Here is a 1,466-nt window from a genome sequence, read left to right as displayed (position 1 = left end):
GGGCAATGTAGCGGCAGTGTTCAGTACTTGCGATTCGAACTCGGGTTGCTGGCAGGTGTTGACCCCCTGCCCCCATGAGCGTATATCCACCAGCTCCGTGGATTCCAAGTGGAAGCGTATACTGATGAATTTGGCGTCTTCGCTTAACGTCGGTTCGAACTCGATGGTCGTGCCTGTGTTCCTCGTTTGAAAGGCCGTGGGGGTGGCTCGGGTGATCATTCCACCGCTTAACGAAATGGGTGGTGCGTCGGCGAGCAAACTGGCATCGGTGACAGCTTGCGGCGCTTTTTTTTCCTGTAGGCTGGCTCGTCGCGACACTCAGGGTTTTCGGGACTTGTGCCGGCTCGAATTCGGTAGGATAGATCACCTCGCTGATTGCTTCGCTGGTTACTATCTCTCCGGATCGGGTCCGGATCAATGTGAAGCTTTCCTGGATGGCCGTGCCTTTGTCCACCTCGGCAATGAGACGCTGGTAAATCTCAGCGTCGGTGAGCCCTTCTCTGCGCAATTTTGCGGCCATGGCAAGCGGCAGCGAAAACTCTTCAAAGCAGAAAGAGATCTGCTTAGGGCCTTTAAAATCCGGTTTGAGTGCAGATAAGTCTTTGTCGGCAGCTCTCTTGACATAGGGATCTGCAGGTCGCGGGGTCTGACCGTGGAGGACGGCGATGGAGCAGACGGCGATAAGGAGGGGTTGTATAACAATGGTTTTTAGTTTCATAGCACGTGAAGATTAGCAGCCAATCGCCGCGAAAGTGTCAAAGAAGTGTCAAAGAAGTGTCAAAGAAGTGTCAAATTATTTATTCCTGAATGAATACGCGTAAGATAAAAACTCCAGAAAAATCGACTATCAGCCCAGAATATGATGAGGGATTGTTAGCAATAATCAACCAGCGGATTACCAATGACATCCCTATCACTTACAAATGAAAAAATCAATGCCCATGTCGGACTAGCAATGCGGCTGGGCGTCTGATTTTAAAATTTGACGAAATCGGAAACTTCTTCAAAAAACCGAAGGGGTCACGCACTGACCGTATTGCGGATGCTGATATTCTAGCCTCGATGATTGGATTTTTGGTTCATGGTCATACCCATTACTAAGATATTGAACTTTTCAGACAGGATGCTGGCCAAGGTTTCAGCGAGGCTTTAGACCTCAAAAAAACACCATTCGAACATTAGCGTCAAAATAGGAAATTTAGACGCTACTGCTAGGAATTTGCTTTTTGGGTGAGGTTGTCGAGAGCATCATGCGAGGAGGAGAAAGGGGGTTGATAGGGTGGGTAAAATCCTTGCCCCCGCTTCGGAAAACACGGATCAGCCTCACACCGGCTACATTTTCAGCCTCAGCGCTGAGCCTCTTGTTAGATGAAGCTTGATTAAGTGGCAAACTTGCGAGTCGGTCGAGGTGGCTTAGGTAGAGCTGTTCGAGGCGGGTAAGCTCCCCGCGCAGAGCCTCGTCCAGA

At 49.9% G+C, this 1,466-nt stretch carries 2 protein-coding genes; both read right to left on the bottom strand.

Translation table 11 applies throughout. The features are described 5' to 3' along the window. Nucleotides 1-718: hypothetical protein (locus tag BSZ32_RS18555; protein ID WP_165788557.1), on the bottom strand; the 718-nt coding region annotated here is incomplete at its 3' end. Nucleotides 719-1,198: 480 nt separating this feature from the next. Further along, on the bottom strand, nt 1,199-1,466 hold a 268-nt coding region (locus BSZ32_RS18550; protein ID WP_165788556.1), incomplete at its 5' end, for a hypothetical protein.

The organism is Rubritalea profundi, from assembly GCF_002954445.1.
Taxonomy (GTDB): Bacteria; Verrucomicrobiota; Verrucomicrobiia; order Verrucomicrobiales; family Akkermansiaceae; genus Rubritalea; species Rubritalea profundi.
The sequence above is the reverse complement of the archived record's forward strand: the minus strand, read 5'-3'. Positions and strand labels throughout refer to the sequence as shown.